The organism is Acinetobacter sp. NBRC 110496, assembly GCF_000876115.1.
GTDB lineage: Bacteria > Pseudomonadota > Gammaproteobacteria > Pseudomonadales > Moraxellaceae > Acinetobacter.
The window spans coordinates 1-22,123 of the sequence record NZ_BBTF01000010.1 but is presented as its reverse complement, the minus strand read 5'-3'; the positions used below and the strand labels follow the sequence as shown (position 1 = coordinate 22,123).

19 protein-coding genes and 1 pseudogene are annotated in these 22,123 nt (G+C 41.8%); 9 read left to right on the top strand and 11 right to left on the bottom strand.

Annotation, left to right across the window (positions count from 1 at the left end):
* The first annotated feature begins 31 nt into the window (after positions 1 to 31).
* The 4 genes and pseudogenes from Aba26S_RS07160 (at position 32) to Aba26S_RS07145 (ending at position 5,920) form a co-directional block, all read left to right on the top strand.
* Positions 32 to 1,282, top strand: a complete 1,251-nt coding sequence (locus tag Aba26S_RS07160; protein ID WP_005244245.1) for an O-antigen ligase — start codon at positions 32 to 34, stop codon at positions 1,280 to 1,282.
* A gap of 214 nt (positions 1,283 to 1,496) precedes the next feature.
* Positions 1,497 to 3,545: pseudogene (znuD, locus tag Aba26S_RS07155) on the top strand (zinc piracy TonB-dependent receptor ZnuD).
* Positions 3,546 to 3,624: 79 nt separating this feature from the next.
* Complete coding sequence (locus Aba26S_RS07150; RefSeq protein WP_171248930.1) at positions 3,625 to 5,088, top strand: phospholipase D family protein; 1,464 nt, start codon at positions 3,625 to 3,627, stop codon at positions 5,086 to 5,088.
* 25 nt (positions 5,089 to 5,113) lie between these two features.
* Positions 5,114 to 5,920, top strand: coding sequence for a hypothetical protein (locus Aba26S_RS07145; protein ID WP_043971037.1), 807 nt, complete (start codon positions 5,114 to 5,116; stop codon positions 5,918 to 5,920).
* A 76-nt stretch (positions 5,921 to 5,996) separates the two neighbouring features.
* Here Aba26S_RS07145 and Aba26S_RS07140 read toward each other — a convergent pair whose 3' ends face one another.
* Positions 5,997 to 6,374, bottom strand: coding sequence for a hypothetical protein (locus tag Aba26S_RS07140; RefSeq protein WP_227541469.1), 378 nt, complete (start codon positions 6,372 to 6,374; stop codon positions 5,997 to 5,999).
* Between the two features lie 239 nt (positions 6,375 to 6,613).
* On the opposite strand from Aba26S_RS07140, the gene Aba26S_RS07135 reads away from it, so the two are divergent.
* Both Aba26S_RS07135 and Aba26S_RS07130 read left to right on the top strand, forming a co-directional pair.
* On the top strand, positions 6,614 to 7,105 hold the full coding sequence (locus Aba26S_RS07135) for an RcnB family protein (protein WP_043971035.1): 492 nt from the start codon (positions 6,614 to 6,616) through the stop codon (positions 7,103 to 7,105).
* 153 nt (positions 7,106 to 7,258) lie between these two features.
* Complete coding sequence (locus Aba26S_RS07130; RefSeq protein WP_043971033.1) at positions 7,259 to 7,630, top strand: RcnB family protein; 372 nt, start codon at positions 7,259 to 7,261, stop codon at positions 7,628 to 7,630.
* A gap of 41 nt (positions 7,631 to 7,671) precedes the next feature.
* Here the strand turns inward: Aba26S_RS07130 and Aba26S_RS07125 are convergent, their stop codons facing one another.
* The 4 genes from Aba26S_RS07125 to Aba26S_RS07110 all read right to left on the bottom strand — a co-directional run bounded on the left by Aba26S_RS07125 (position 7,672) and on the right by Aba26S_RS07110 (position 12,723).
* A complete protein-coding gene (locus Aba26S_RS07125) occupies positions 7,672 to 8,169 on the bottom strand; it encodes a phosphate-starvation-inducible protein PsiE (RefSeq protein WP_005244229.1) in 498 nt (165 codons plus the stop codon).
* 121 nt (positions 8,170 to 8,290) lie between these two features.
* A complete protein-coding gene (locus Aba26S_RS07120) occupies positions 8,291 to 10,072 on the bottom strand; it encodes an acyl-CoA dehydrogenase C-terminal domain-containing protein (protein WP_005244226.1) in 1,782 nt (593 codons plus the stop codon).
* A gap of 162 nt (positions 10,073 to 10,234) precedes the next feature.
* Complete coding sequence (locus Aba26S_RS07115) at positions 10,235 to 12,037, bottom strand: acyl-CoA dehydrogenase C-terminal domain-containing protein (protein ID WP_005244225.1); 1,803 nt, start codon at positions 12,035 to 12,037, stop codon at positions 10,235 to 10,237.
* Positions 12,038 to 12,348: 311 nt separating this feature from the next.
* On the bottom strand, positions 12,349 to 12,723 hold the full coding sequence (locus tag Aba26S_RS07110; RefSeq protein ID WP_005244222.1) for a hypothetical protein: 375 nt from the start codon (positions 12,721 to 12,723) through the stop codon (positions 12,349 to 12,351).
* Positions 12,724 to 12,854: 131 nt separating this feature from the next.
* On the opposite strand from Aba26S_RS07110, the gene baeS reads away from it, so the two are divergent.
* Entirely contained in the window at positions 12,855 to 14,525 is a 1,671-nt protein-coding gene (gene baeS, locus Aba26S_RS07105) for a sensor histidine kinase efflux regulator BaeS (protein ID WP_043971030.1), read from the top strand.
* Positions 14,526 to 14,570: 45 nt separating this feature from the next.
* Positions 14,571 to 15,257 (top strand): response regulator, encoded by a 687-nt coding sequence (locus Aba26S_RS07100; protein ID WP_004652437.1) that lies wholly within the window; start codon positions 14,571 to 14,573, stop codon positions 15,255 to 15,257.
* A gap of 505 nt (positions 15,258 to 15,762) precedes the next feature.
* Here the strand turns inward: Aba26S_RS07100 and Aba26S_RS07095 are convergent.
* The 3 genes from Aba26S_RS07095 to Aba26S_RS07085 all read right to left on the bottom strand — a co-directional run bounded on the left by Aba26S_RS07095 (position 15,763) and on the right by Aba26S_RS07085 (position 19,106).
* Entirely contained in the window at positions 15,763 to 16,344 is a 582-nt protein-coding gene (locus Aba26S_RS07095) for a murein L,D-transpeptidase family protein (RefSeq protein WP_043971028.1), read from the bottom strand.
* A 12-nt stretch (positions 16,345 to 16,356) separates the two neighbouring features.
* Positions 16,357 to 17,799, bottom strand: coding sequence for a YdiU family protein (locus Aba26S_RS07090; protein ID WP_043971120.1), 1,443 nt, complete (start codon positions 17,797 to 17,799; stop codon positions 16,357 to 16,359).
* Between the two features lie 137 nt (positions 17,800 to 17,936).
* Complete coding sequence (locus Aba26S_RS07085; RefSeq protein WP_005244213.1) at positions 17,937 to 19,106, bottom strand: acyl-CoA desaturase; 1,170 nt, start codon at positions 19,104 to 19,106, stop codon at positions 17,937 to 17,939.
* A gap of 211 nt (positions 19,107 to 19,317) precedes the next feature.
* Here Aba26S_RS07085 and Aba26S_RS07080 point away from each other — a divergent pair, with 211 nt between their 5' ends.
* On the top strand, positions 19,318 to 19,842 hold the full coding sequence (locus Aba26S_RS07080) for an META domain-containing protein (protein ID WP_005244211.1): 525 nt from the start codon (positions 19,318 to 19,320) through the stop codon (positions 19,840 to 19,842).
* 30 nt (positions 19,843 to 19,872) lie between these two features.
* Here Aba26S_RS07080 and Aba26S_RS07075 read toward each other — a convergent pair whose 3' ends face one another.
* From Aba26S_RS07075 to Aba26S_RS07065, 3 genes are all read right to left on the bottom strand, one after another.
* Positions 19,873 to 20,592, bottom strand: a complete 720-nt coding sequence (locus tag Aba26S_RS07075; protein WP_043971026.1) for a glycerophosphodiester phosphodiesterase — start codon at positions 20,590 to 20,592, stop codon at positions 19,873 to 19,875.
* A gap of 21 nt (positions 20,593 to 20,613) precedes the next feature.
* The gene (locus tag Aba26S_RS07070; protein WP_005244207.1) at positions 20,614 to 21,201 is read right to left on the bottom strand and encodes a cob(I)yrinic acid a,c-diamide adenosyltransferase; all 588 of its coding nucleotides are present in this window, start codon (positions 21,199 to 21,201) and stop codon (positions 20,614 to 20,616) included.
* Positions 21,202 to 21,305: 104 nt separating this feature from the next.
* On the bottom strand, positions 21,306 to 22,123 hold an 818-nt coding region (locus tag Aba26S_RS07065), incomplete at its 5' end, for a TonB-dependent siderophore receptor (protein WP_043971024.1).

The window sequence follows — 22,123 nt, the reverse complement described above, 5'->3', positions numbered from 1 at the left end:
AACTTGGGTGCTGTAGGGGTTTAATTTTATTATGGGTTTTTATTTAAACTTCTTGGGTGAAACTAGAGTTTCGAAGCTGATTTCATTAACGATATTAATTTTATTTTTTTATTATATTTTTAATGAAAATTTTAGAGTTTGGTATCTTTCAATTTTTTATTTGCTAGCATTTATTTATGTTTTAATAAAAAATAAAAAAGTGGTTGTTAATATTCCATTGGTTCTGTTTTGTCTGATCAGTTTTTTTACGTTCAGTCTAAGTTATTATCTTTTTGATCGGTTAGATGATATCCCTCCAGGTGGGCCTTATCGGACTTATAAAAATATTGTCAATCAATACTTGTGGGTAATTCCATTGTGCTTTTTACCTACTATTTATAGTTACTTTGGCTATAGGGTTAAGAATTTTTTTATTATTCTTTATATTGTAATTGGTTTCTTGATGTTTTATAGCTGGGCTGTTGGATTTCAACTTGATTTTGACCGAGGCTTGTTTGCACAGTTTTATAATCCGATTATTTCATATGATATTGTATTCGTATCTTTAAGCATTGTGGCTTTGGTTTTCTCATTTTATTTAAGAGGCTATTGGGCATATCTATTATGCAGCATTAGCTTGCTGAGTTTATTTATTTTTATATTACATGGTTCTAGAGGAACTTGGTTAATTGTTCCTTTTTTACTTTTATTTTTAATATTGTTTTACTATAAAACTCAGAAAAAAAAGCTTTTATTTGTTGGCGGAGCATTTTTATTTTTTGTAATTATCAATGCCATTATTCCGAACTCTCCGTTGTTTAGTCGTCTCGATGATTTTCAAAATGATAAAAATGCAATAGAAAATCAAAGTTATCAAAATAGTACCGGTGCAAGATTGGTGATGTGGGAGAATGCAATTGAATTGTTTGAAAAACACCCTTTGATCGGGGTCAGTGCCTATGGTGTTGAGCAAGAGCAATGTCGCCTAGCAGAGCAAGGGATTTTACCTAGTTGTTTCCAACATAAGCATAATATTTTCTTTCAGGATTTAGCTGCAAATGGTTTGATCGGTTTAATGGGGCTTATTATTTCATTACTTACTCCGCTGATGTTTTTCTTTTCTCAGTTTTCTAGCAGAAACGAATTGGTTCGAAATTTGGCACTTGCAGGATTTTTATTTGTTTTTTCATTCTTTCTGAGTGGATTGACAGAATATTATCTGTTTTTCCCTTATGTCACTTATATTTTCTTTTTTATAACAGCAAGCTTGATGAGTTTTATCATTTTGAAAAATATGAAATAAATTGTGATGGAATCAACCGATATGTCGAAGGATAATGTCGGTTTTTTCTAAAAAATGTTGGTTAACTTGTCATAGCATAGTGTTGAAAAATGACTATTCATGGAATCATGGAGAAGTTGTGTGGCAAATGTTTTTTATGAGACGGTTTCTTATTGCAAAATAAATGAAATGTTATAATATTACAATATAGCAAACAACTGATTTGAGACATGGTATGTCATTTTCCAAAAATATTCTGACCTTATCTATTTTAGCTGTTGTATCTGTGTCCACATTTGCAGCAGAAACTGAACAGGTTTCAACCCTAGATACAATTCGAATTAAAGCACATCCACTTGAGCAAACCTCTAAAGATTTTGCGGTTGCCGATACGGTTGTGGACCAAAAACATTTACAGCAAGGGGCCGTAACCATTGGTGACGCACTGAGTAGTGAGCCTGGTATTTATTCCAATCAATTCGGTGCTGGGTCAAGTCGTCCTGTGATTCGCGGTCAGGATGGTCCACGTGTGAAGGTTCTACAAAACTCTTCTGAAAACATTGATGTATCTACCTTGTCTCCAGATCATGCGGTGACGGTTGATCCAGCATTGGCGAAGCAGGTCGAAGTGATCCGAGGGTCATCAACCTTATTGTTTGGTGCTGGAACGGTCGGTGGTTTAGTCAATGTTACGGACAGTAAAATTCCAACGCAAATGCCTGCAAATGGTTACGAGGGGAATGTTGGATTACGCTATAACACGGGTAGCGATGAAAAACTGGCGACCGCTGGTGTCACGGTTGCTTTAGGTGATCAGGTGGCTTTACGTGTGGAAGGTTTAAATCGAGAAGCAAATGACTACATTGCACCAGACTATTTCCATGAAGGTGAAAAAGAGCGTCGTGTAGGCAATACTTTTGCTAAAGGTGAAACGGTGAATGTCGGTTTATCCTGGATTTATGACCGTGGTTTTACAGGAATTTCATATAGCAATCGTCAAGATAAATATGGTTTACCAGGCCATAGCCATGAATATGAAAGTTGCCATTTACATGGTTTAAGCTTGCATTGTGGAGATCATGATCATAATGACGGGAATGATCACAGCCATGATCACGCAGATGAGTCTGGTCCTTGGATCGATTTAAAATCTGAGCGTTATGATGTGCGTACTGAACTAAACGATCCATTTGCGGGTTTTAAAAAGTTACGTGCTCAAGCCAGTTATACCGATTATAAGCATGATGAAATTGAAGAAGGCACGATTGCTACGCGCTTTAAAAACAAGGGCTATGATGGGCGTCTGGAATTGGTACACAATCCCCTCGGTCCTTGGGAAGGTGTGATTGGAACCCAATATGGTCAGCAAAAACTGGAACTCACGGGTGAAGAAGCGTTCTTGGCACCAAATACCACCAAGAAGTGGAGTGTTTTCGCCTTGGAGCATGCTCAATTTAATGATGTACATGTGGAAGTCTCAGCACGTGCAGACCAGCAAAAAATTGATATTGATGACTCATCGAAAAAAGATTTCAGTGGTTCGGCCTTTTCTGTTTCAGGTGCCGCCAACTGGGAATTTGCACCGAACTATAAACTTTCATTGGTAACTTCACATCAAGAACGTTTGCCTTTGGCACAAGAGTTATATGCGAATGGCGGACATTTTGCGACCAACACCTATGAGTTAGGTGATGATCAATTGAAGTAAGAGAAGTCTAATAATGTGGAATTAGGCTTCCATTATGACGATAACAAGTTTGACTATCATGTCCATGTATATCACAACTGGTTTGATGACTATATCTACGCACAAACTCTAGACCGCTATAAAGATTTCCGCTTGGTGAAATATACACAAGATCAGGCACGTTTCTACGGTGCCGAGGCTGAGGCTGGCTATCAAATTTCGCCAATTTATAAAGTTGGTGTATTTGGAGACTATGTTCGTGGCAAGATCGACAATGAAAATGCACCAAGAGTACCAGCAGGCCGTCTAGGTACCAAAGTAAATGCGGACTTTGGTGATGGTTTTAGTGGTTCAGCGGAATATTATCATGTGTTCCAGCAAGACAAAATTGCAGCCTATGAGACGGATACCCAAAGCTATAACATGGTGAATCTGGGTGTGGCATATACGGGTAAATATAGCAATGTTGGTGATTACCGCGTATTCCTGAATGCGAATAACCTGCTTGACGATCAGGTTTATCAACATGCATCGTTCTTGTCGACGATTCCGCAAGTGGGCCGTAACTTTACCGTTGGGGTAAATTTTAACTTCTAATTTTTCACTTAAATCTTATTGAAAAATCAAAGTATAAGCTCTAGCCTTAGCACATTAGGCTAGGGCTTTTTTTGTTTATATGCGTATCTTCCAACGAATTCATCGGAAATTAAACTGGTCAGGTCGTCGTTACATGGCAGTCATATTGTGTATTTTTGCGATTGGATACATTGCTTCGGCAATCTATCACACGGTAAAACCACTCCCGAAAGGACTGGATTTTACGGGTCAGTTGCGTCATGCCAATGTGAAGTTTTTGGCGGATCAGACTTATATTGATACGCAAGGTCAACAGCAGGTTGATCAGCATATTTTCAAAGAAGTGTTTCAGTTGATCGACCAGGCACAAACGACGATTGTACTGGATATGTTCCTGTTTAATCAGGAAGTCGGAAAGTCCAAAGTCAAACAGTTTCCTTTGATGCAAGAATTGACGGATGCCTTGGTTGTGAAGCGTCGTTTGCATCCAACGGTTGAAATTGTGGTGATTACCGATCCGATTAACTCGGTTTATGGCGGTATGACACCTCAGCATTATCAGCAGTTACGTCAGGCGGGGGTAGAAGTCATCGAGACCGATTTAAAACCGCTCCGTGCCTCGAATCCACTCTGGTCAGGTTTCTGGTATATCTGTTGCCAGAACTTGGGGAATAATCCAGAAGGGGGGTGGTTAAGCAGTCCATTTGGCAAAGATAAAGTGACTTTGCGTAGCTATTTAGAACTCTTTAATTTTAAAGCCAATCATCGTAAAACCTTGGTCGTGGATACGGTGGACGGCTGGAAAAGTTTGGTAACTTCAGCCAATCCACATGATGGTAGTTCGCATCATAGCAATGTGGCGTTGGTGGTGGATGGCCCAACCGCGATTGATATACTGCAAACCGAACAAGCAGTGGCCAATATGTCTAATGGCTCTAGTCCATTTGTGATCATGGGCGGGCTGGCAGAAGATAAAAGCTTACCTCAAGTCCAAGTGCTGACTGAAAAGGCCATTTATGAGGCTGTCTTAAATATGATTCAGACTGCGAAAAGTAAAGAGCATCTGGATATGGCCATGTTCTATTTGTCGGAACGCAATATCATTGATGCGCTGAAGCAAGCACAGCAACGTGGTGTCAATATTCGCATCATGATTGATCCGAACAAAGATGCGTTCGGTCTGAAAAAGAATGGTATCCCAAATCGTCAAGTGGCTTCGGAACTCCATGCCGCTGGCATTCCAATTCGTTGGTGTGACACGCGTGGCGAGCAGTGCCATAGCAAAATGCTGTTGAAATATAATGCGCAGCAAGCAGAAATTATTCTGGGTTCAGCCAACTTAACTGCACGGAATTTGAAAAATTATAATCTTGAGACTGATATACGGGTGATTGGTGCAGCACAAGCGCCAGTGTTTAAAGATGCAGGACAGTATTTTGATGCAGCATGGACCAATGCCAATGGTCGTCAAATTACGGTTGATTATGCAAAATATGCGGATGAATCAAAGGCGAAATACTGGCTGTATCGTTTTATGGAATGGTCGGGGTTATCGACGTTTTAATTGAGCAGAGCAGGTGTTCGACGGAATGGCAAAAATTAAACTGACTACTAGGCAGGATCAGCAGCTTGATTTAGCTGTGCATCAACTCCAGCATTATGCTGATATTGTTGAAATTCACAGTTGGGCTGAATTGCTGGAATGCTATCTGAGCCTGAAACAAGACGTTTATCCCAAAAAAGTGTTTCTGATTCTAGATGATGCAGCACAGGCAAAATATACCTCGATGCATGCAGTTGAGGATGACCGCTTGTATGTTGATTTTAGTGATGATCTGAACGGGATTGAGGTTGGTGATCCAAGTTGGGAACAGACCTATCAAAATGTTTGTGTACCCAAGCAATTGCGGCATTATCTTCAACAGTTGAGTGATCCAGCTCATCAGCTGCGCTTTGAAAACTTTGCTGAGAAAATGCAGCATTACGATGAAAGTGATTTAGAGGCGATCATTTATTTTAATCAAAATCTATTGATTTCAATGGAGAGTGTGATTGAAGTGAAAGTCGCGGATGTTGAAACCGAAGCACTGAAATTGGCGATGTTACCGAACGGTTATTTTTCTTGTGATTTTGATCCATTTGAAAACTTTGCCATCATTGGAAAAATGCAGCACTATGGTTTTGAGTTTATCGGCCTCGGGGCGGCTTTATTGGGGTGGATCAAAACATCAGCGTTTAAAGTGAATACGATTGATGACTTGGTTCAGGATCTTGCTTTGATTTACCCTTTAGATATTTCTCATCAGGAAAAAATAAAAGCCCTGATTTTAAAAAATGATTATCTGATTTTACCTTATTCGGAATCACCACAAGAGTATTTGGGCTACGACTTATAGTGCTTCACAGCCGCATCTCAACGAGCTTAGGTATCATTGATCATTAAGCTCGTTGAAAAGATGACAAGTCTTCAGATCAAGGGCTCGGAGGAATCAACTGATCCAAATCCTTATCGGCCAATTGCTCAAGTTCGCTTAAATCTGTTTTGATTTTCCACTGAGTTTCATCTTCGACTGGATTGGGTAAACGGGCTTCTAGCCAGTCACAGACCACATCTGGTGTGAATTCTGGATGATTACACTGGATTACCCACGCCAAGAAATCTTTAGCTTCACCGTTCATGTACGGGGGAGGAGACACGGGAAAGAACTGAGTGGGTAAACGTTCATTGGTGGATAAATAATTGAGGACGTGCCCGAGTTCTTGAACCGTTTGCCATGCCAGCGGATGCTCAACATCAATGTTGAATTTAAACCACCACGCATGTTGACCATCTGCACCATGCGCAACGATACGAGATTCTTATACGCTGGGAACTTTACAGAAAAATTGATAGAGACGATCAAAATTCATTTCAGCCACAGATGTTGCCTCAAAACCAAAAAATTGATTTTAGCATATCTAATGATGGCTTTAGGCAGCTGCTGTTTATCAATGCAATGCAACAGCTGATCTGAAAAAATATTATTACAACATCAGTGCTGGTTTTTTATTCTAAAATAAAAACATACTCTGATTTTAGGGAGATCATGATGATGCAATCTAAACGCTATATTTATGGCTTAGCGGTTCTATTGGGCTTTCTGCCTGTGATGAGCTATGCAGATAATGCATGGGGGGGTTATCGTGGCGTAGAACGTCACTCTTCTCATCAAACCTCATCTTCCTATCAGCCACCTGCACAAGATCCATTCGCATTCTCGAATCAGCGTGATACGCCAACAGCACCGCCAAAAGGCTATTATTATCAGCCCAATCAAAATAACTATTATCCTCGTCCGAATCACCGTCCTGGTGTGCGTGTTGAATATTATCCAGAGACACAGTATGAGCGCAGTTACCGAAGCGGCTCCTTTGTGGTTGGCAATGAATTACCCGGTCAATTCAGGAATGAACGCTATATCGTTCGGGACTGGGATTATTATTCATTACGTGAACCGCCGCGCGGTCGTCATTGGGTGATGGTGGATGGACGTTATCTTTTGGTGACGGATGATAGTTTTACTATTGAGATTATTCGCTGATTTTAAATCATTTTCTTATATTTAGGTGGTTGATAACTCTCCATAATTTCTTGGATTTCATTACAAAGTTTTGCAATGTGACTGGTTTTATTCATGCTTTCTCCTAGAGTTTTTCTTAATCTGGTTTCAGATCGAAAAATAGAGGATCAAACAATGAAAAAGACAGCGGTGTTATTGGTATCGACTTTAATGCTCGGTATATCTGCTTCGGCAATGGCAGATTCAAATCGTTGGAGTCATGATTATAAAGATCGTTACGATCAGCGCTATGATCGTTATGACCACCGTTATGATCATCGTGAACAACCACGTTGGTCGAATGGAGATCGTGGTAAGCATTATGGTCAATATATTAATTTTAAACGTGGTGAGCGTTTACCTTCCGAGTTCCGTAATAACCGCTATATCGTCTCAAATTATCGCTACCATCGTTTGTATGAGCCACCGCGTGGTTATAACTGGATGCAAGTACAAGGCAAATATGTGCTGGTTGATTCCCAATATCGTATCTTCCGGGTTGGATAAAATCGCGAATATAAAAAGCAGGCCAAATGCCTGCTTTTTATTTATGCCAGTTCGTCATCTTGTGGTCGAGGTGTTTTATTGGAAGGCAATTGTTGTTCTTGATCTTTGCCCCGAATCACAGAAGGGTAGTTCCATGATGCAAAACGAACCACCAAAATCGCCACCGCTAAAATTAAGATCGAACCTGTGGTGATGACTAAATCCATCGAGGCTTTATGGTTATGCTGAATATCGGCGATCAACAGGCGAGTGAGGGCGGTAATCGCGACATAAATCAAAAAGCGCACTGGCATATGGTTGGTCTTGAAATAAATCCCCACCATGGCGCCCAGTTCTAAATAGATAAATAAGAGTAAGATGTCATCAATGCTGGCGTACTGTTTCACCGTCAGAATTTCGATCACGGTATGCACGGCTGACCATGCAATCATACAGCCGATAATAAATAAGGCTAAATAATGAAAGGCTTCAACCGCATAGTGACCGAAGCGGTCGAATAGGCGAGATAAACCTTCAAGTTTCTCTTTAGGGTTCGACATAGCGATTCAGATGCTCAACATGATTATTAGAATATTATGCAAGTTTTATGCTGATTTTATTATAGCGATAAAAAAACTGCCTCAACCAAATGGCCGAAGCAGTTTTTATGACCAAGCTAAATTAAGCTTGATTGGTGAAGTAATCTTCGCTGAAGTTCATGATCAAGTCAGAACCCGCTTTGATCTTCGCTAAACGCGCATCAATTTCAGGCAGGATACGGTCTACAAAATATTGTGCCAAAGCCAGTTTGTTTTGGTAGAAATCACCAGACTTGTCTTTAGCCGCGGCAGCAATTTTCGCAAACATATAGGCGAAGCTGAGTAGGCCGACTGCATGTAGGTAATCAACCGCAGCAGCATTTGGGAAATCTACGTTTTCAGCTGCTTGCTCAATAATGAACTGCGTGATCGCTTCAATTTCAGTTGCAGCGTCTAAAGTTGCATCTTTAATAAAGTTCAAGTCCGTATCTAAATCATTGGCAAAGTCACGAATCTCTGTGATGTATTCTGCGATGAATGCACCACCACATTTAATGGTTTTACGACCAATTAAATCTTGAGATTGAACGCCGTTGGTTCCTTCGTAAATTTGAGCAATACGAAGGTCACGGATACATTGTTCCATACCCCATTCACGGATATAACCGTGTCCACCGAAGACCATTTGTGCATCTAGAGTTGCTTGGAAAGCCGTGTCAGTCAAATACGCTTTTGCAATTGGTGTTAATAAGGCAACGCGGTCGTTGGCTTTCTTCACGGCTTCCGCATCGGTTGAGAACTTGGTGATATCCAGTTGCTGACCGACATATACTGCAAATGCACGAGAAGCTTCGTTGTTGGCACGGACATTGAGCAACATACGACGTACATCACCATGTACTAAAATGCTATCCGCTGGCTTGTTTGGTGATTGAACGCCAGACGCGCTACGACCTTGTAAGCGGTCAGTCGCATATTGTGCTGCATTTTGATAAGCAAATTCAGAAGCCCCAAGACCTTGAATACCCATCGACAAACGTTCGTAATTCATCATCACGAACATCGCAGCAAGGCCTTCATTTTCTTTACCTACGAGGTAACCTTTAGCACCATCAAAGTTCATCACACATGTTGCAGAGGCTTTGATGCCCATCTTGTGTTCGATTGAGCCTGGGCCAACCGGGTTACGCTCACCTAAAGAACCATCTTTATTGACCAAGAATTTCGGTACGATGAATAACGAAATACCGCGTGAACCCGCAGGCGCATCCGGTGTTTTCGCAAGAACAAGATGAATGATATTCTCAGCGAGGTCATTATCACCGCCAGTGATGAAGATTTTAGTACCGGTAATGTTATACGTACCATCTTCATTACGTTCAGCTTTAGTTTTGATGATCCCTAAATCCGTACCCGCATGTGGTTCAGTTAAGCACATGGTACCTGACCATTCGCCAGAGTAGATTTTAGGTAAATAAGTTTCTTTTTGCTCTTGTGATGCATAGCTGTTTAAAGCCATACCTGCACCCACAGAAAGAAGCGGGTAGAGCATGAATGATGGGTTGGTCGCGAATAACATCTCATCAGACAGGACAGTCAGCATTTTTGGCATGGCCTGACCGCCCCATTCTTCGTCCGCACCTAAGCCGATCCAACCGCCTTCAGCGTATTGACGGAATGCTTCTTTAAAACCTGCCGGGGTGAAAACTTCACCATTTTCCCAACGTGCGCCTTCTTCATCACCCGTACGGTTTAACGGATGTGTCACGTTTTGGGCAAACTTCGCCATTTCTTCTAAAATTGCTTCAGCTGTTGCAGCATCTACATGAGCCAGTTTCTCATTAGACTGCCAGAATTGTTCTGCTTTAAATACATCATTCAAGATGAATTTCATGTCTGCTAAAGGCGCATTGTAAATTGGCATAATCGTTCCCTTCTAGGCACAGTGTCATGTGCAAAGTGATCAAATAAAACGAACAAATAAATTGAATGGTATCAATTTAGCATTGATTAAACAAAAAAAGGACGGTCAAAACTGACCAGTCCTTTTTCTGTGATGAACGTTGCATCTCATTCTAAACTATGTTTAGAAAGCGAAGTGTTCCGCATCAAGTTCAAACAATGGCGCAACGCCAGTTGAAAGTACGTCTACATGTGAGCGAACACGTGGCAAGATCTTCTTGAAGTAGAAACGAGCTGTAGTGATTTTCGCATTGTAGAAGTCAACATCAGTCGTACCTTCAGCCAATTTCTCTTGCGCAACAAGTGCCATACGCGCCCATAAGTAAGCAAGCGTGACATAACCTGCGAAGTAGAGGTAATCAACTGCAGCTGCACCCACTTCATCTGGATTCTGCATCGCACGCATACCGATTTGCATGGTGATATCGCCCCATTCTTTGTTGGCAGCAGCCAATGGCGCAATGAATTCTTGCATTGCCGCATTGTCTTTGTTTGCTTCAACAAATTTATGGATGATCTTGGTGAAGTCTTTCAACATTGCACCTTGAGTTTGCAATACTTTACGACCTAACAAATCAAGCGCTTGAATCTCGGTGGTACCTTCGTACAAGCAAGCAATACGCGTATCACGTACGATTTGCTCCATACCGTGTTCAGAAATGAAGCCGTGACCACCAAAGACTTGTACACCGTGCTTCGCAGATTCAGAACCCGTTTCAGTTAAGAATGCTTTTGCAATTGGCGTTAACAAAGACAGGATGTTGTCAGCAAACTTACGCTCTTCTTCAGTGGCACCTTTTTCAACGATGTCTGCGTATTGAGCCAATAAATAAACTAGTGCACGACCACCTTCAGCAAATGATTTTTGCGTTAAAAGCATGTTGCGAACAGCAGGATGAACGATAATTGGATCAGCTTCTTTTTCAGGTGCTTTAGGACCAGAAAGAGAACGCATGGCTAAACGGTCTTTCGCATAAGCCAAAGCGCCTTGGAAAGACGATTCAGATGCAGATAAACCTTGAACCGCTGTACCAATACGTGCTGTGTTCATGAAGGTGAACATACAGTTTAAACCACGGTTTTCAGGACCAATCAAGTAACCTTTTGCTTGATCAAAGTTGATCACGCAAGTTGCGTTACCATGGATCCCCATTTTGTGTTCAATCGAACCACAACGAACCGCATTACGCTCGCCGATAGAACCGTCAGCATTCACGTGGAATTTAGGCACGATGAATAATGAAATCCCTTTTGTACCTTTTGGCGCGCCAGGTAAACGTGCAAGTACGATATGGATGATGTTTTCAGCCATATCATGTTCACCAGCAGAGATAAAGATTTTCTCGCCAGAGATTGCATAACTGCCATCTGCATTTGGTTCAGCTTTAGAACGGATAATACCAAGGTCAGAACCTGCATGAGATTCAGTTAAGCACATGGTTCCAGTCCAAACACCAGAAACAAGGTTTGGCAAGTAAGTGTTCTTTTGTTCGTCAGAACCGTGATGTTCTAACGTACGCACCGCACCATGAGAAAGACCTGGGTACATACCCCATGACCAGTTAGCTGTACCGACCATTTCAGAGATCGCAATCCCTAAAGAGTTTGGTAATGCTTGACCGCCAAATTCTTCATCAGCAGAAAGAGAAGGGAAACCAAGTTCGATATATTTTTGATACGCTTCTTTAAAGCCTGTAGGTGTTGTTACAACGCCGTCATTCCAAGTACAACCTTCGCGGTCGCCCACTTGGTTTAAAGGAGAAAGTTCGTTTTCGCAGAAATCAGCCGCTGCTTCTAAATATTGATCAACCAATTCACGGCTTACTGTGTCTTGAAATGCAGGAAGTTTCGCGTAATGTGCTTCAGCATTTAATAATTCGTGCAATACGAACTGCATATCACGTAAGGGTGCTTTGTATTGTGGCATAGCGGGTTCCTCAATACTGGTTAAACCAGAGTTATAATCTTAGTCAATGTTTAATGTGCCCAAGAGCACCATTTGGTAACGCTAATCGTGCAACAAGTTATAGTTCGGTACAAGCTTTTGCAGGTCATTTCTTAGTGACTGTGAAGTCAAAGTTTATGGTTCAACCTGTTTAAGCGTGTAGATTGTAGGTGGTTTTCTGGATTTTGACTTAAATTGCAGAGGTAAAATCGTAAGCAGCTGTGTAGTTAAAAATATAGCTTTTATCTCAATGAAAAAAAGGCGCTTGAACAGCGCCTATGAGGAAGAGGGGATTAAGTGGTTGCGTTAGTTTGACGCTTGAATTGGGATTTGTCTGGGGTAAAGCGGACCTCACAAGTCCCTTGAATGACACGATTATTCCATTGAACATTGACACGGTCCCCGATACGTTTACCTTGGCAAGCCTGTTCAATCTGCGCACGTTGAGCCTGATGTTCCTGACGCATTTGTTCACGTTGTTCTAAGCGTTGCTCACGTTTGGCTTGCCATTCAGCACGTTGTTCTGGTGTTAGAGGCGCACGTTGCATATTATGGCGGTGATGATCACGATCCATCGATTGTTCCGCTGGCGCGGTCGATTGACATGCAGCCAAGCCTAAAACAGAACTGAGTAGAGTGGTCATCAATACGATTTTTGTCTTATTCATTGTTTTATCCAGCGTTATCAGTTGAGATGTGATGGTTAAAGATTAGATAATAAAGATGAAGAAACAATGGAGAGTTTTTTTCGACCATGTTGGTTACAATCCACAAATAGAACACTATTGAGACCCAGCTTTTGAATGTTCGTCGCGTGCCCTTAGCCTTACGCCTGTTTTTAACGGTATTACTCACTACCTTGCTGATTGCAACGATCAGTCTGGGAGTTTTGCATTGGACCATGCAAAAGAACTTTGCCCGTTATGTGGCTGATGTGGAAATGCAAAAGCTGGATCGTTTGATTGCCAACCTAGGTAATGTCTATACGGTTTATCATGACTGGGGCAATGCAATTCAGGCACAAATTTTACAGATTGAAGGCACAGCGGCGCCAGATGACTATGATCGACTGTCTCAATGGTGGTTACGTCGTCAGTATGATATTGCCTTGCAGCAACGTTATTTTAATGATCATACCCTGTTAAGTATGTCTCCCTCTTTAGCACAAAATAATGTGGAGATCAGAAATCGGCAGATTTTCAATGATGAAGAACTCAAAATTCTGAAACAAAATTTACCTTCTGAATATCAGCCTTTTGAGGGGCTACGCTTTCCCTTAAGCCCAAGTCAGTTCCGTTTAAAGAAAGATGGAAAAGAGGACAGGCAGGAAAGCAAATTAAATACCTCGATGGAACACGGCAAAAAGCGTTTTGTCTCGATTCCTGACCGTTTGGGTTTGAGTTCACGCCTCTCTTTATATGATGAAAAGCAGCAGTTTATTGTGGGTGAACCCGCCACGGATCAGATCTCGTTCCGTCCGATTATTGTGGATGATCGGGTGGTGGGCTATCTAGGACTAAAACCTGTATTAGATCAGGATGATGCATCCAGTATTAACTTCTTTAGTAATCAAAAACGCTATTTACTTTTGGTCTATGCATTAACGGTGCTCTCAAGTTTGGTGGCTGCCTTATTGATGGCAACGTACTTTAAAAAGCCAATTCAACGCTTATTGAATGCAACGTTAGAATTGACCCGTGGTAATTATCAGCATCAGGTGATGATTAAGCGTAATGATGAGTTGGGTGATTTGTCTAATCAGCTTAATCATTTGGCCGATATTTTACATCAGCATGAAGAATCTCGTCGTCAATGGGTGTCAGATACGTCACATGAACTGAAAACACCCTTGGCGGTATTACAGGCCCAAATTGAAGCCATGCAGGATGGGATTCGTAAAGGTACGCCTGAGCATCTGAATGCCATGATGCGTCAGGTCAGTACTTTGAAAAAGTTGACCCAAGACTTGGCTGATCTGGCTCAGGCCGATGCACAACAGCTGAAATGCTATTTTGCTGAAGTCAATCCATGGGATGTGGTCGTACAAGAAGTCGAAAATTTCAAATCGACATTTGAGCAAAACCAGCTTGAGGTGATGTTGTCAGGAGAAGGTACAACCTTATCTTTAGACCGTGATCGCTTTAAACAGATTATTGTCAATCTGCTAGGTAACTGCGTTCGTTACACGGAACAAGGTGGAAAAATACAGATTCATACTCAACAAGATGAGCAACAATGGATAATGTATGTGGATGACAGTCCATTGGGTGTGAATGATGAGCAACTGGCACGTCTTGGTGAGCGTTTCTATCGTGTTGATGATTCACGTACCCGTAGTACAGGCGGAACCGGCTTAGGTTTGGCTTTATCATGTAAACTGGCACAAGCCTTAGGTGGCTCACTCACTTTTGAGCATTCACCTTTAGGTGGATTACGTTGTGTGCTGACTTTCCCAAAACAGATCAAATAACTTTTAGATCCTCTTGTGTTGAGGATGATGGATAGGATGAAAACCATGAAACATATTATGTTGGTTGAAGATGAAGTTGAACTGGCACAGTTGGTTCGTGATTACTTAGAAGCTGCTGGTTTTGAAGTCAGTATGTTCCATGATGGTCAAGACGCCTATACCCAGTTTCAACAACGTAAACCGAGTCTCATGATTCTGGACTTAATGGTGCCACGTATGGATGGCCTAACCATTTGCCGTAAAGTACGTGAGCAGTCTGATTTGCCGATCATTATGGTGACTGCACGTACTGAAGAAATTGATCGTGTTTTGGGTCTGAATATGGGTGCAGATGATTATATCTGTAAGCCTTTTAGTCCAAAAGAACTGGTTGCCCGTGTACAGGCGGTATTACGTCGGTTAGAACGTAAAGCGGAACCTGAGCAAAATGATCTGTTCCGTATTGATAAAGCGCAGCAACGGATCTGGTATCAGCAAAAAGCACTGACCTTGACGCCAACAGAATTCCGTTTATTGGAGCTGTTTTTAGAACATCTTGGACAGGTCTATTCACGTGCGCAGTTGCTCGATCATATCAATCCAGACAGCTTTGATGTGGCAGACCGTGTGATTGATAGCCATATTAAAAATCTGCGTCGTAAGATTTCAGAGGCTGCGGATACAGGAAATCGTCATGAATGGATTCAAGCAGTGTACGGCGTCGGTTATCGTTTTGAATATCCAGATGAGTAAATCATTTACCTTATCCGATAATATCGCTTGGGTTGTTTTCGCTCCGATTGCGCGGTTACAAGACCTTGCACTGCTATAGTCCCTTGTGCCGCTTCAACGCCTTGCACTGCTATAGTCGCAGTTCATATCCAAGAAAATGTGGAACAGTTTTCACAAATTAACTCATGATTTGTTCTTGGTGTAGAAAGCCTGAAAATAAGATGAGTCTTGAAGATAATAAGGATGAGATAGGTAAAAAGTTTTATCCTGTGGATAACCACAGTGTTATCCACAGAAAATGTGGATAGTTTCGCAAAGCTTTTGTCGAAATTATCTTCTTTTCTGGTGATAACTTAAGTATCAGCTTTTTATAAGTAGAGGAATTTTACATTACTTTACAATTGCTTGTGATGTATTGTGACGGTGAACTGTGACTGATTTCAGATGATAAACTTATCCTCTGCATAAGCCTTGTGCAGTTTGATCATTGCCTTTATCCGCAAAACCAACCTGAACGGTTATCTCATCATGGGTGAATAATAATAGAGGTATGGTCAGAGACCAATTGCCATATTTCATCCATATCTGAGTTGGTCACCGCGATACAACCCAATGTCCAGTCTTTACGTGGCATATAGCTTGCGCTTGCAGGAACGGATGTGGCTCGTGTTGGCACAGTACCGTGAATCATCACATTACCACCCGCAGATCGGCCCTGCTGTTGGGCATAAGCACTATCTTGTTTATTGGGGTAGGAGATATGCAAAGATTTATAGTAAGCACTCTGTGGATTGCGCCAGTCAATTGAATAGCTACCTTCAGGGGTTTTACCATCACCTTCAAACTGTTTGTGTCCGATTGGATCAAAGCCTAAACGGATTGGATAGCTGCGAATGACTTCTTGTTGATGTTTCAATTGTAAAATGCGCTGGCTTTTAAACACTTCAATTGAGGTCACGGGTTTACTCTGTTGGAGCTTTTGTATTTCTTGGGCTGAAAGGGGCTGATGTACCGATCCCAATGTCGGAATGAACTTGCCATACTGGAAGTAAGCCAGTCCCAATAACAGGATTAAAATCGCACATCCAATCATCAGCCCAATTTTCATAGATTTCTTCTGCTAAGATGAACAACTGACAGAAATTTCAGGCATGTCACTTGGCAATGGCGCGATATCTGCTTCTGTTTCTAAGTCAGGCTGTTTTTGATAAGGCTGATTCAGTAACTTAAACAAACGCTCAACTTCGCTAAAATCACCACGCTGCGCAAGCTCAATGGCTTTTTGTGCCATATGATTACGCAGGGTATATTGTGGATTAACTTGTTGCATCAGCGCATCCAAGGCATCGGTATCTTGATGCTGTCGGATATTTTGATAGCGGGTCAAGAAATCATCGAACTGCTGCACATGGATACAATCATCTCTTAAAGCTTTGTAATCCTGTTGTTGTAAACGCAGAAAACTTTGGGTGTAATCCAATTGCTCGGTTTGCAAAATTCCGAGAAAGGCAAAACTACAATCCAGACTGTCTTTATGAAACTCTGGCAGCCCCATTTTTTGGCATAGACCTTGCCCATAATGTTGTAAGAAGGTTGGCTCAAACCGTTCTAAACATGCTGCTAGATCGAGTTTGAATTGTTCTTTATTTTCTGCTGTTGCCAATGGAATTAAATTATTCAGCCACGTCCATAGATTCCAATGACCAATACTGGGTTGATTCTGATAGGTATAACGGCCTTGGTAATCGGAATGGTTGTTAATCCAATTCGGGCGGAAACGTTCCATAAAGCCATATGGACCAAAATCTAAGGTTGAACCTGTAATATTTAGATTGTCAGTATTCATCACCCCATGTGCAAAACCCACCAATTGCCATTTGGCAATCATGATGGCAGTGCGCTCAATCACTGCCTGGGCAAATGCAAGAATCGGATTTTCAGCTTCTAGGCATTCTGGATAATGCCATTCAATACATTTCTGCGTGAATTCAGCTAACAGCTCAGGGGCATATTGATTGATCCACTCAAAATGCCCCAAACGAATATGACATTCAGAAGTACGCAACAGCATTGCACCGAGTTCGAGGGTTTCGCGCTGCACGCCTTGAGTCGAGGTGGTAAAACCCACAGCATGACTGGATGCAACACCCAGCGCATTTAATGCATGCCCAGCTAAGTATTCACGTATGACGGAGCGTAGGACTGCTCGGCCATCACCCATGCGTGAGTAGGGGGTTGAACCTGCACCTTTGAGATGGAGGTCGATGGTTTGTCCTTGCCGATTTAGGATTTGTCCGATCAATAGGCCACGACCATCACCGAGCTGCCCAGCCCATTGCCCAAATTGATGCCCCGCATAGACCATCGCGAGTGGAGGAAATTCAGCAAAAGTTTTTTGACCTCTACAAATCTCAACCCAGTTGGCTTTATCTTCTTCGTTCCATTGCAACTCATCAGCCAAAGCTTCATTAAAATGGCCTGCTTTAGCACCACGCAACGGACTTGGTTGTTGCTGGTGATAGAGTTTAGGGTTAAGTGAAGCATAGCGGGAATTGAATTGCATAAACGAAACATCAGAGAGGGCTGAATCATGACTATAGCAAATATCAGCATGAAATGGTGAGCCGTTGCGAGAAGAGCGTGTGGATGAGTAGACATAAAAAATGGCCTCATGAGAGACCATTTTCGTTAAGCAATTTGTTATTCAGAAACAGGCGCTTTTTTAATGTTGCGCATCAAGGTTTCTAAACATTCACGATGATGGCTTAAGCGATGTTCAAGCAACTGAAAATCAACTTTAAGTTTGTGATCCATCTGATGGATTTTTTCAGCCATCGCGGCTTTCTTCGCGTGAAGTTCTTGTTCTTTCAGCTTTGCCCAATCATTTAAGGTATGGGTAAAAGCTTCATATTCTTGGGCAATACGTTGTTTCATTTGCACGATGTCGGTATTGACATCATGACCATAAATCGCCAAGTCACGTTCAGCATATTTAAACTTCATCGCAAGTTCAGCTTTCTTGATATTAAAGCTTGGAATACGACGTAGATTTTTTGCCAAACCGAGTTTAGAACTGGTCCAGATTAACCATTTGGTTGGGTCATATTGCCACCATTTCACCCCATTACGATAGTCGTACTGGAAGATATGGTGATAGTTGTGATAGCCCTCACCCCAAGTGAAGATCGCCAACACAAAGTTGTCACGTGCGGTGTTTTCATCGGTATAAGGACGTTTGCCCCACATGTGGCAAAGCGAGTTGATGAAGAAGGTGACATGATGGCTAATGATCAAACGCAATAAACCACCAAGCAAGATGACGCCCCAGATATCGCCTGTTGCCCAACCAATTAAGCCCAGCACACCAACATGAACCGCAATCACCATTGGTACATAGTAGTTGTGTTGAAACATCACCAGTTTATCATTCAGCAAATCAGGGACATTTTTGAAATCGGGTTCTGATGGAGAGTGGTCGCGGATCATCCAACCTAGGTGAGCATACCAAAATCCACGTTTGATTGAATAAGGATCTTGGTCGACATCATCGACATGACGGTGATGCGTACGGTGCCCCGAAGCCCAGAACAAAATACTGTTTTGAACGGCAAAGGTACCACCAATCATCAATAAAATTTTAAGCGGTAATGCCGCTTCATAAGCACGGTGTGCCCAAAGACGGTGATAGCCTGCGGTAATTCCCAAGCTGCTGAGTGCAAGCAAGAAGATCATGCTTACCCACGCACTTACACTAAAATCATAATAATAAGCGTACAAAGGAATTAAAATAGCGGCAAGAATTGGTGTTCCAATTAAGGTAATGCTAGCAGTCCAGTTGATGGGTGCCTTTTTGAGTGGGGCGGAAGTCATATCCGTCAGCGCTCCTAAAAACCTTGTTTGCACAAGATAATAAAACTAAACGAGATAGCAAAACCAATCATGACGATATATTGCTATTTTATCACTGATATTAGCATGTCCAAATCAGTTAGCACTAGTATTATTCTACAGTTGTATCGAAAGAACAGTAACAGAATTCATTCATAAATTTGATCAATGAATTAAAAGGTGAAATAAATCAATGTCTGAGCAAATTACCATGAAAAATCCGATTTTTTCTTTGAAGGCATTTTTTAACAAAACTTTAATATTCTCTGCTGCGGTCATGCTTGCAGCCTGCCAAAGCCAACCGAAACCAGTGCAGAAACATAGCTTACAACCTAAGCGAGTGGCTCAACCCCCTACAATGCAAGTGCGTAAGAGCGTGGATGGTGTTCAAGATATTGAATGGCAGATCATCAGTATCCAGAATAGAAAGGCATTGTTCTTTAATCAGTACCCAAGTTTCTCGCTTAACTCGGCCTCAAAGATGGTGACAGGTCATACTGGCTGTAACAATATCTATGGGCGCTATAAATATGACTTTGCACAACGTAAACTGGATTTTGATGTGATGGCACAGCATCAGAGCTGTAATCGTGCTCTAGCGCAAGAGGCGGACTTGATGGATGCGATTCAACGGGTTGAACGCTTTCAGTTAGAGGGTACAAACTTATATTTATTAGATGCCAAAGGGCAGCGTTTGATTCAGGCACAACGCAAATGACAATAAAAAGGCGGAATGATTTCCGCCTTTTTATGATTTGAAATACTGCAACATGGTACTTGGGATATCGGTAATTAGACCTTGAATGCCGAGTTGTTGTAAATGTTTGGCACGTTCAACTTCATTCACAGTCCAGACACTGATCTCAAGATTAGCCTGTTGAGTCCGTTGAATGATTTCATCTGTTGCCAATAAATCTCCCCAACCAATCTGGCAACAGCCATACTGCTGCGCTAACTCGATCGCATATTCACCAATGGGAATTTCAACCAGTAGTCCACGTTTAAACGAACTCTGTTGTTGCTGTAGGGCAGACAGGATTTTGACATCAAAGCTGGTAATGGTTGCGGTGGCTTCAAAACCTTTTAAATCATGCTGCAATTGTATAATCAAGCGCTCTGCGGCTGCTTCGTCTGCAACTGCCTTAATCTCCACTTCGATATGTTCAAAGTCAGTGAGGCAATCCAGTACTTGTTGCAGGCTAGGAGTATATTCTTCAAAGGCCCATGCTTGCCACTGATGTCGATGATCAAATTGTTGGGCTTCAAGCAAGGTGCTACTTTCTACCTGTTGTGAACGACCTGCCGTACGTACAAAGTCCTCATCATGAATCACCACCAAGTGGTCATCTTTCAGTTGGCGCACATCAAATTCAACGGCACGTACACCTAAATCATGCAGATAGCGGAATCCACCTAATGTGTTTTCGGGCGCTTCGCCACGCGCACCACGATGACCAATAATTCGCATCTTTATCTATCCAACAAATGATTATGCTTGATCGATACTGTCATTAATATTCTTTTGCCACAACACTTCGTTACCACCTTCAGCACGTTGTAAGGCACGTGAAGCAACAAACAGCCAGTCCGATAATCGATTGAGTAATTGTAATGCGGTTGCCTGAATATTTTGGTCACGATGATGTACTGACAATAAAGCACGTTCTGCACGACGGCACATTGCACGAGCTTGATGTGCATAACTACAAGCTAAAGTGCCTGATGGTAAAATGAAGTCTTTTAACATCGGCAGCGATTCATTCATGTGGTCGATTTCTTTTTCAAGAAAATCAATGCATACGGGCTGCAGTAAATGATAGTTTGGAATACACACCTCACCGCCTAAATCGAATAGCCAGTGTTGGATCAGACTTAAACTTTTGTCCCAACGTGCTTTATCTGCAACTTGGCTGGCACTGATTTGTGCACGAAGCACGCCAATGGTGGCATTGAGTTCATCGACATCGCCCAAAGCTGCAATGCGTAAATCATCTTTGGCAACGCGTGAGCCATCCCCTAGGCCAGTTGTGCCTGAGTCACCTGTACGGGTATAGATTTTACTTAAACGATGTCCCATAGTGCTGTTTCTCTGATCCTGAAAATAAAAAGGGGATAATGTCGGTCAGAACATTACCCCGAAACTGGAGTTAAGAAAATATTTTTTATGATTTTATCACGCAATTAATAACGGAATGTGACACCCGCAGAAGCTAGGCGACCGCCGTTGATGTAGTACACGCCGTTACCGTTATAAGCAGTTTTATAATTTACATCACCAATGTTTTCAATGTTTGCAAAGAGTTTAATCATTGGGATAGGTTGCCAATACACATTTACATTCGTGGTGACATAGCCTGGAGTCGTTGTTGGTGTTGTTGATGGCCAATCCGCAAAGTCTTTTGAATTTGATTTCGCAACAACAGAAGCTGAAACACCGTATTCTCCATCATCCCATCCCGTTGTAAGAGTTAGGCTTTGACGTGGGCGACGAGTTAAGTCTTTTTTAGTTTCATCATCTTTTGCTTGTACATAAGCATAAGTGGTGCTTAAAAAGAGTTCATCTTGTTGCCATTTAAATGACGCTTCACCACCAGTAAAGGTTGCTTTATTGACATTAATTAACTTTCCTGCTTGGAAGCTAATGAGGTTGTCCACTTTATTGCGATAAACTGATAGGCCTAAGTCGATATTGTAATTTAACTTTTGATCTACACCGATTTCATAAGAAAAACTTTCTTCTGGTTTTAAGTCAGGATTTGCACCCCAAGATAAGGCATACAAGTCATTTGTAGTTGGTGCACGGAAGGCTGAACCTACATTGGCATATATGCTTGTAAGGGGCAATAACTGATAGCGAATAGCACCCTGACCGACAGTATGTGTACCAAATTTATCATTATCTTCAACACGAACACCAACCTGAGTCTCTAAGCCGTTGTGTTGATACTGGTGCTGAGCAAAATAACCAATGGTATCTACAGATTCATTGTATTTAACAT

Bases quoted from the DNA above. Each gene is read 5' to 3' on its own strand.
- Aba26S_RS07160 (WP_005244245.1), top strand. From the start codon at position 32: ATGGGTTTTTATTTAAACTTCTTGGGTGAAACTAGAGTTTCGAAGCTG.
- Aba26S_RS07150 (WP_171248930.1), top strand. From the start codon at position 3,625: ATGCGTATCTTCCAACGAATTCATCGGAAATTAAACTGGTCAGGTCGT.
- Aba26S_RS07145 (WP_043971037.1), top strand. From the start codon at position 5,114: ATGGCAAAAATTAAACTGACTACTAGGCAGGATCAGCAGCTTGATTTA.
- Aba26S_RS07135 (WP_043971035.1), top strand. From the start codon at position 6,614: ATGATGCAATCTAAACGCTATATTTATGGCTTAGCGGTTCTATTGGGC.
- Aba26S_RS07130 (WP_043971033.1), top strand. From the start codon at position 7,259: ATGAAAAAGACAGCGGTGTTATTGGTATCGACTTTAATGCTCGGTATA.
- Aba26S_RS07125 (WP_005244229.1), bottom strand. From the start codon at position 8,169: ATGTCGAACCCTAAAGAGAAACTTGAAGGTTTATCTCGCCTATTCGAC.
- Aba26S_RS07120 (WP_005244226.1), bottom strand. From the start codon at position 10,072: ATGCCAATTTACAATGCGCCTTTAGCAGACATGAAATTCATCTTGAAT.
- Aba26S_RS07115 (WP_005244225.1), bottom strand. From the start codon at position 12,037: ATGCCACAATACAAAGCACCCTTACGTGATATGCAGTTCGTATTGCAC.
- Aba26S_RS07110 (WP_005244222.1), bottom strand. From the start codon at position 12,723: ATGAATAAGACAAAAATCGTATTGATGACCACTCTACTCAGTTCTGTT.
- Aba26S_RS07100 (WP_004652437.1), top strand. From the start codon at position 14,571: ATGAAACATATTATGTTGGTTGAAGATGAAGTTGAACTGGCACAGTTG.
- Aba26S_RS07095 (WP_043971028.1), bottom strand. From the start codon at position 16,344: ATGAAAATTGGGCTGATGATTGGATGTGCGATTTTAATCCTGTTATTG.
- Aba26S_RS07090 (WP_043971120.1), bottom strand. From the start codon at position 17,799: ATGCAATTCAATTCCCGCTATGCTTCACTTAACCCTAAACTCTATCAC.
- Aba26S_RS07085 (WP_005244213.1), bottom strand. From the start codon at position 19,106: ATGACTTCCGCCCCACTCAAAAAGGCACCCATCAACTGGACTGCTAGC.
- Aba26S_RS07080 (WP_005244211.1), top strand. From the start codon at position 19,318: ATGTCTGAGCAAATTACCATGAAAAATCCGATTTTTTCTTTGAAGGCA.
- Aba26S_RS07075 (WP_043971026.1), bottom strand. From the start codon at position 20,592: ATGCGAATTATTGGTCATCGTGGTGCGCGTGGCGAAGCGCCCGAAAAC.
- Aba26S_RS07070 (WP_005244207.1), bottom strand. From the start codon at position 21,201: ATGGGACATCGTTTAAGTAAAATCTATACCCGTACAGGTGACTCAGGC.